This window comes from Haemophilus parainfluenzae, from assembly GCF_003253005.1.
Lineage (GTDB): Bacteria > Pseudomonadota > Gammaproteobacteria > Enterobacterales > Pasteurellaceae > Haemophilus_D > Haemophilus_D parainfluenzae_M.
Map to the genome: position 1 here is coordinate 194,727 of NZ_QEPZ01000004.1, position 7,652 is coordinate 202,378.

General features: G+C 39.5%; 6 protein-coding genes. 5 read left to right on the top strand and 1 reads right to left on the bottom strand.

Going from position 1 to position 7,652, the window contains the following annotated elements; translation table 11 throughout:
• Positions 1 to 80: 80 nt before the first annotated feature.
• Complete coding sequence (gene gap / locus DPV97_RS06665; protein ID WP_049369358.1) at positions 81 to 1,100, bottom strand: type I glyceraldehyde-3-phosphate dehydrogenase; 1,020 nt, start codon at positions 1,098 to 1,100, stop codon at positions 81 to 83.
• A gap of 219 nt (positions 1,101 to 1,319) precedes the next feature.
• Between gap and gmk the strand changes: the two genes are divergently transcribed.
• From gmk to murI, 5 genes are all read left to right on the top strand, one after another.
• Positions 1,320 to 1,946: a guanylate kinase gene (gene gmk / locus DPV97_RS06670; protein ID WP_054419615.1), complete on the top strand. Its 627-nt coding sequence runs from the start codon at positions 1,320 to 1,322 to the stop codon at positions 1,944 to 1,946.
• Between the two features lie 60 nt (positions 1,947 to 2,006).
• On the top strand, positions 2,007 to 2,273 hold the full coding sequence (gene rpoZ, locus DPV97_RS06675) for a DNA-directed RNA polymerase subunit omega (RefSeq protein ID WP_005698386.1): 267 nt from the start codon (positions 2,007 to 2,009) through the stop codon (positions 2,271 to 2,273).
• Positions 2,274 to 2,347: 74 nt separating this feature from the next.
• Complete coding sequence (gene spoT / locus DPV97_RS06680; protein ID WP_070712733.1) at positions 2,348 to 4,468, top strand: bifunctional GTP diphosphokinase/guanosine-3',5'-bis pyrophosphate 3'-pyrophosphohydrolase; 2,121 nt, start codon at positions 2,348 to 2,350, stop codon at positions 4,466 to 4,468.
• A complete protein-coding gene (gene recG, locus DPV97_RS06685; RefSeq protein ID WP_070712731.1) occupies positions 4,468 to 6,549 on the top strand; it encodes an ATP-dependent DNA helicase RecG in 2,082 nt (693 codons plus the stop codon). The genes spoT and recG overlap by 1 nt, the downstream gene beginning before the upstream one ends.
• Positions 6,550 to 6,579: 30 nt before the next feature.
• On the top strand, positions 6,580 to 7,371 hold the full coding sequence (gene murI, locus DPV97_RS06690; RefSeq protein WP_070712729.1) for a glutamate racemase: 792 nt from the start codon (positions 6,580 to 6,582) through the stop codon (positions 7,369 to 7,371).
• Positions 7,372 to 7,652: the final 281 nt, after the last annotated feature.

A 7,652-nucleotide genomic window follows, 5' to 3' on the forward strand; every position in this document is an offset into this window, starting at 1 on the left:
ATAAAGTATTGAGAAAATTTAAATTGATTAGAAATAAAAAACCGCTCTAAAAAGAGCGGTTAATTTTTTAGCTATTTTGATTAGCCTTTGTAGTTGTATACGTGTGCAACTAAGTCTAATACTTTGTTTGAGTAACCAGTTTCGTTATCGTACCAAGATACTAATTTAACGAAAGAGTCAGTTAATGCAATACCTGCATCAGCATCAAATACAGAAGTTAAAGTACAGCCGTTGAAGTCTGTAGAAACTACTGCATCTTCAGTGTAGCCTAAAACGCCTTTTAATTCGCCGTTGAAAGTTTTACCTTCAGCTGCATCTTTGATTGCTTGTTTGATTTGTTCGTAAGTTGCTGGTTTTTCTAAGTTTACAGTTAAGTCAACTACAGAAACGTTTGGAGTAGGAACACGGAACGCCATACCAGTTAATTTACCGTTTAATGCTGGTAATACTTTACCCACAGCTTTCGCAGCACCGGTAGATGAAGGGATGATGTTTTGTGATGCACCACGACCACCGCGCCAGTCTTTAGCTGATGGACCATCAACAGTTTTTTGAGTTGCTGTGGTTGCGTGAACAGTAGTCATTAAACCATCTTTGATACCGAAAGTTTCGTGAACAACACGCGCTAAAGGTGCTAAACAGTTTGTAGTACAAGAAGCGTTAGACACGATGTCTTGACCAGCGTATGCACCGAAGTTTACACCACGTACGAACATTGGTGTGCTATCTTTAGAAGGACCTGTTAATACGACTTTTTTCGCACCAGCAGTGATGTGTTTGCGTGCTGTTTCATCAGTTAAGAATAAACCTGTTGCTTCAACTGCAACATCAACGCCGATCGCACCCCAGTTAAGGTTTGCAGGATCACGTTCAGAAGTAACACGGATAGTTTTACCGTTTACTACTAAGTTACCGTCTTTAACTTCAACAGTACCGTCAAAACGACCGTGAGTTGAATCGTATTTTAACATGTAAGCCATGTATTCAACGTCGATTAAGTCGTTGATACCTACAACTTCGATGTCATCGCGATGTTGTGCTGCACGGAATACGATACGACCGATACGGCCGAAACCGTTGATACCAATTTTAATAGCCATAAGATTTTCACCTTCTATTTTTTTAAGTTAAACAAAATCGTTGCTCTAACGAGTTCTCGTGGATTATAGCATGGGCATTTTGATAAAAAAAAGGGTATATACCACTTTTTTGTGATCTCGATCACTTTTTAATAATTTGGTAAAACAAATGAAAATTTGACCGCACTTTTCATTTTCTTTTTGTATAATAAAAACAAACAACAAGAAGAGGTTTCAATTATGTCTCAAGGTAATTTATATATTCTTTCTGCACCGAGTGGGGCGGGCAAATCATCATTAATTTCGGCGTTATTAGAGAAGAATCAAGGCACGAAAAAAATGGTATCTATTTCACACACAACACGTTCACCTCGACCAGGTGAAAGTCATGGTGTGCATTATTATTTTGTTTCAGTAGAAGAATTTGAAACCTTAATTGAAAAAGGCCACTTCTTAGAATATGCAAAAGTGTTTGGCGGTAATTATTACGGCACTTCATTGCCAGCAATTGAAGAAAACTTAGCAAAAGGCATTGATGTGTTTTTAGATATTGACTGGCAAGGTGCGCAGCAAATTCGTCAAAAAGTACCTTCTGTAAAAAGCATTTTTATTTTGCCTCCATCATTGCCAGAATTGGAGCGTCGCTTGGTTGGACGCGGACAGGATAGCAAAGAGGTCATTGCTGAGCGAATGTCAAAAGCAATCAGCGAAATTTCGCATTATGATGAATATGATTACGTTATTGTGAATGATAATTTTGAACAGGCATTGGCAGATTTGCAAAGTATTTTGCAGGCAGAACGCTTGACCAAAGCTTATCAACAAACAGAAAATGCAGACTTAATTCAACAGCTACTAGCAAAATAAGCTTGAATTGAGTACAATATTTTCCCTTTATAGACATTATTTTTAACATCGGAGTAAAACATGGCTCGAGTGACTGTGCAAGATGCAGTAGAAAAAATTGGTAACCGTTTTGATTTAATTTTAACCGCCGCTCGTCGTGCGAGACAATTAGAGTTACATCAAAGTGAGCCGTTAGTGCCGGAAGATAACGATAAACCAACTGTAATCGCATTACGTGAAATCGAAAAAGGGTTAATCAACCAAGAAATCATGGATGCAAAAGAGTATTTAGATGCGGCAGCTTCTCAACGTAACGAAGAAGTGGCAGTAGCGTTAATCGCAGAATAATCTCATTAAAGTGCGGTCAAAATTAAAGTATTTTGATCGCCTAGTCTTTCTCTCTACAAAAAGTCAGGTGTCCTTTGGAATTGTTTGCAGATTTAGATCGAATTATTCAGGGGTATTTGCCCGCCGATAAAATTGAATTAATCAAACGTGCATTCGTCATTGCGCGAGATGCTCACGAAGGACAATTTCGCTCAAGCGGCGAACCTTACATTACTCACCCTGTTGCAGTAGCTTCAATTATTGCGGAAATGCATTTAGACCATGAAGCAATCATGGCTGCGTTGTTGCATGATGTTATCGAAGATACCCCTTATACCGAATCCCAATTAAAAGATGAATTTGGTGCTAGCGTAGCTGAAATTGTTGATGGTGTATCTAAACTAGATAAATTGAAATTCCGTACTCGCCAAGAAGCACAGGTTGAAAACTTCCGCAAAATGATTTTAGCGATGACTCGAGATATTCGCGTCGTCTTAATCAAACTGGCTGACCGTACCCATAATATGCGAACATTGGGTTCATTGCGTCCGGATAAACGTCGTCGTATCGCAAAAGAAACCCTAGAGATTTACTGTCCATTAGCCCACCGTTTAGGTATCGAGCATATTAAGAATGAATTAGAAGATTTATCTTTTGAAGCAATGCATCCTCGCCGTTATGAAGTACTTAAAAAGCTCGTCGAACAAGCGCGTGGCTCTCGTCAAGAATTGATTCAACGTATTTCTAATGATATTTCACAACGTCTTGATAATGTAGGCATTACAAATCGTATTTGGGGACGTGAAAAACATCTCTATAAAATTTACCAAAAAATGCGCACGAAAGATCAGAAATTCCATTCTATTATGGATATTTATGCTTTCCGTGTTATTGTGAATTCGGTGGATGATTGCTATCGCGGGTTGGGGCAAATGCATAGCTTGTATAAGCCTCGTCCTGGTAAAGTGAAAGATTATATTGCCGTGCCACGTGCAAATGGCTACCAAGCACTACAAACCTCGATAATAGGTCCTCATGGAGTGCCCGTAGAAGTTCATCTTCAGACTGAAGAAATGGAACAGGTTGCTGAAATGGGAGTTACCGCTCATTGGGTGTATAAAGAAAGTGGTAAAAACGATAGCACCACCGCTCAAGTACGCGCACAACGTTGGTTACAAAGCTTAGTGGATATTCAACAAAATGTGGGTAACTCCTTTGAGTTTATTGAGAACGTAAAATCTGAGTTTTTCCCAAAAGAAATCTATGTATTTACGCCGAAAGGTCGTATCGTTGAATTACCAATGGGCGCAACAGCTGTCGATTTTGCTTATGCAGTGCATTCTGATGTGGGAAATCATTGTGTTGCAGCAGTAGTAGAGCATAAACCTTATCCGTTATCACAAGCTTTAGAATCTGGTCAAACTGTTGAGATTGTGACCAGTGAAAATACTCATCCAAGCGTTAGCTGGTTAAACTTTGTAGTGACGGCTCGCGCAAGAACCCGTATTCGTCATTTCTTAAAATTATTGCGTGCAGATGATGCTGTTCAAACAGGTAAAAAACAGCTAGAAATGGCCTTGAAACCACATTATCTCTCTGAGGTTTCTGAAGAGAAAATCCAAGCGCTACTAAATGAATTGAATCTCTCAAACCTCAATGAGCTTTTTGAGGAAATCGGCGTAGGTAACCAAATGTCGAGTGTCATTGCTCATCAATTAATGGATGAGGCCATTGAAATTGATGTGGATGGTGTATCTGAAAACACACAAAGTACGCTAACGTTAAGCCGAGATGGTGAAATGAAAGCGTCTTTCGCTCAATGTTGTCATCCAATTCCGGGTGATCCAATCGTGGCATTAAGTACGGCGAAGAAAGGCGTGGTTGTACATCATCAAGCTTGTTCTAATTTAACGTCAGGTAATGCCAAAGATTTCACCGCGGCAAAATGGGAAGAGGCTGAAAGTGCGGTCAATTTTGATGCCGAATTACACATTGAAATGCTTAATGAACAAAATGTATTAGGTAGCCTCATGACAGCGGTCGCGACTTGTGAAAGTAATATTCAAAGTATTTGGACTGAAGAATTAGAGAATAATCTGCTATTAGTTATTATCCAAGTTGGCGCGAGAGATATCTATCATTTAGAAAACATTATGCGAAAAATCAAACAAATTACCAGTGTGATTCGTTTGAAGCGCAATATTAATGAAGCATAATGAGCACGCAACTTCTCGATGCCGTTCCTCTAACCACTTTATCCGGTGTAGGCGCGGCAATCTCCGATAAATTAAGCCGTCTTGGAATTCATAATCTCCAAGACTTGCTTTTTCATTTACCCATCCGTTATGAAGACCGCACGAGAATAACACCCATTGCTGATCTTCGTCCTGAACAATATGCCACCATTGAAGGGGTTGTCCAAACCTGTGAAGTCGCCTTTGGGCGCCGTCCTATTTTAACCGTAAGTCTTTCTGATGGAACGAGCAAGATTATGCTCCGTTTTTTCAATTTTAATGCGGGGATGAAAAACAGTTTTCAGATTGGTACGCGCGTCAAAGCGTTTGGTGAAATTAAACGCGGGCGTTTTATGGCAGAAATTCATCATCCTGAATATCAAATCATACGGGATAATGCGCCATTGGTTTTAGAGGAAACGCTCACGCCTATTTATTCCACAACGGAAGGTTTAAAACAAAATTCATTACGTAAGCTAACCGATCAAGCATTGGCTTTACTCGATAAAATCCAATTAACGGAAATTTTACCTAATGAATTTAATCCACATCCTTTTAGCTTAAAGGATGCTATTCGATTTTTGCATCGTCCGCCGCCAGATATCTCATTAGATATTTTGGAGAAAGGACAACATCCCGCACAGCAACGACTTATCTTTGAAGAGCTTCTTGCACATAATCTTGCGATGCAAAAAGTGCGGTTGGGTACGCAGCAGTTTTTAGCGTTGCCATTGCATTATCAAACCGATTTGAAGCAACGTTTTCTTGCATCTTTGCCTTTTCAACCAACGAATGCTCAAAATAGAGTCGTGGCAGATATTGAACAGGATTTAGCGAAAGATTATCCAATGATGCGCCTTGTTCAAGGGGATGTAGGTTCGGGGAAAACATTAGTGGCAGCCTTAGCGGCCTTATTAGCGATTGATAATGGCAAACAAGTGGCTTTAATGGCGCCAACAGAGATTTTAGCGGAACAGCATGCCAATAATTTCCGCCGTTGGTTAGAACCTTTTGGTATTGAAGTAGGCTGGTTAGCGGGTAAGGTGAAAGGGAAAGCTCGTCAAGCTGAATTGGACAAAATTAAGTCCGGTGCGGTACAAATGGTGGTGGGCACGCATGCTTTATTCCAAGAAGAAGTGGAATTTGCGGATTTAGCCTTGGTGATTATTGATGAACAGCATCGTTTTGGTGTACATCAACGGTTAATGTTACGAGAAAAAGGTGAAAAAGCAGGATTTTATCCACACCAACTGATTATGACAGCAACGCCAATCCCAAGAACATTAGCGATGACAGTTTATGCCGATCTCGATACGTCGATTATTGATGAATTACCTCCAGGTAGAACACCGATTACGACAGTAGTTATTTCAGAAGAGCGTAGAGATGAAATCGTTGCTCGAGTCAAAAATGCCTGTATTAATGAAAAACGTCAGGCTTATTGGGTTTGTACATTAATTGATGAGTCTGAAGTGCTAGAAGCACAAGCAGCCGAGGCCATTTGGGAAGATTTAACGAAAGCCTTGCCGATGCTTAAAATTGGCCTTGTACACGGGCGAATGAAACCGCAAGAAAAACAAGATATTATGGCTGCCTTTAAAAATGCAGAACTCGATTTGCTTGTGGCTACAACCGTGATCGAAGTGGGCGTGGATGTGCCGAATGCCAGTCTAATGATCATTGAAAATGCAGAGCGTTTGGGCTTATCACAACTCCATCAGTTACGTGGACGAGTAGGGCGTGGCTGTACGGCGTCTTTTTGTGTCTTAATGTATAAACCGCCGTTGGGTAAAGTGTCGCAAAAACGTTTACAGGTATTGCGTGATAGCCAAGATGGCTTTGTGATTTCAGAGAAAGATTTAGAAATTCGTGGCCCTGGTGAAGTATTGGGCACTAAACAGACAGGAATTGTCGAATTTAAAGTGGCGAATTTAATGCGTGATCGTAAAATGCTCCCAACAGTTCAACATTATGCTAAGGCATTAATTGTAAAATATCCGGATGTGGCAGAAAGTTTAATCCGTCGTTGGCTAAATAATCGAGAAATTTATTCGAATGCCTAAAGAGCGGTTATTTTTGAAAGAGTTTTATAAATGAATAAATCAACGGTACTTTTCTTTGATTCAGGAATGGGGGGCTTGAGTGTTTATCGGGAAGCGAAAAAGCTGATGCCCGATAACCATTATCTGTATTGCTTTGATAATGCAGGTTTCCCTTATTCAGAAAAATCAGAAGAAACAATCATTCAGCGAACATTGGATATTTGTAAAAAAATTAATCAGGATTATCCACTAGATGCGATTGTGATTGCTTGTAATACCGCGAGTACGGTTGTATTACCGCCTTTACGTGAACAATTTTCTATTCCGATTGTAGGCACCGTGCCAGCCATTAAGCCTGCAGCAGAAATCTCACAAACGAAACATATTGGACTGTTGGCAACAAAGGGCACGGTTAAACGCCCTTATGTTAATGATCTTATCCATCAGTTTGCTGCCCATTGTATAGTTGAACGATTAGGCTCAACTAAATTGGTTGAAATCGCAGAGCATAAAATCCAAGGGAAATCGGTTGATTTGATTGCATTGAAAAATGAATTAAGTCTCTGGGCTTCAATAGAGAATTTAGATACGATTTGTTTAGGCTGTACGCATTTCCCTTTAATAAAAGATGAAATTCAAATTTGTTTACCTCAAGTGAAGAATTTTATGGATCCAGGATTCGCTATTGCCAAGCGATTACAGTTCTTACTTGATAAATTAGAAGTGCAGTCAAAATCAGAAGTGAAAAATCAGGTTTTCTGTACGCAAGATGTAGAGAATAAACACCAATTAGAACAAGCGTTGGCTCTCTGGGGATTTGATGGCATTACCGTTTTAAAATGATTTTTTCTCGTCACGTTGGTGCGTTTGTAAGCAAATAGCAAAAAAATTTACATTTTTTTACAAAAAGATCTTGCAAAGGCATCTGAAATACCTATAATACGCCCCACACAACGACGCGCTGTTGTGAAGCTTTAGAAAAACCAGTGCGTCGTTCTTTTTTGCTCTTTAACAATATATCAGACAATCTGTGTGGGCACTTGTTGATTGACTTGTTTTAAAAATATTTTTTAATTTTGAAGTCTTAATAGGTGCTAACTAGAAATTCATAATACTTTTTAAGT